The sequence below is a fragment of the Paraburkholderia sp. SIMBA_053 genome (assembly GCF_046534895.1).
Taxonomy (GTDB): Bacteria; Pseudomonadota; Gammaproteobacteria; order Burkholderiales; family Burkholderiaceae; genus Paraburkholderia; species Paraburkholderia caledonica.
On sequence record NZ_JAWRXU010001831.1, the window covers coordinates 1 to 233 of the forward strand.

Annotated in this window: 1 pseudogene; it reads right to left on the minus strand. The window is 78.1% G+C overall.

The annotated features are described in order from the left end of the window. Window positions 1-233 (minus strand): annotated as a pseudogene (locus SB753_RS41850) (hypothetical protein); the annotation flags it as partial.

Below are 233 nucleotides of genomic sequence, written 5' to 3' on the forward strand. Positions count from 1 at the left end.
GACGGCTTCCTCGGCCTGCGTGCGCACCGGCTCGGCGGCTTTCTGCGTCTGGCCGACGGCGCCTTCCGGCATGCCGGGGCCGCTCGCCTGCGCGTTGGGATTGCTGGTGCCGGGCGAGCCCGCCGACGTCGAGCCTTCCGGCGCGGGCGGATTGACGGGCACACCCGTCGCGGTGCCCGTCGCGTTGCCCGGCGCGGGCGCGCCCGGCGTCACCTGGGCGAGCGGCGGCAACG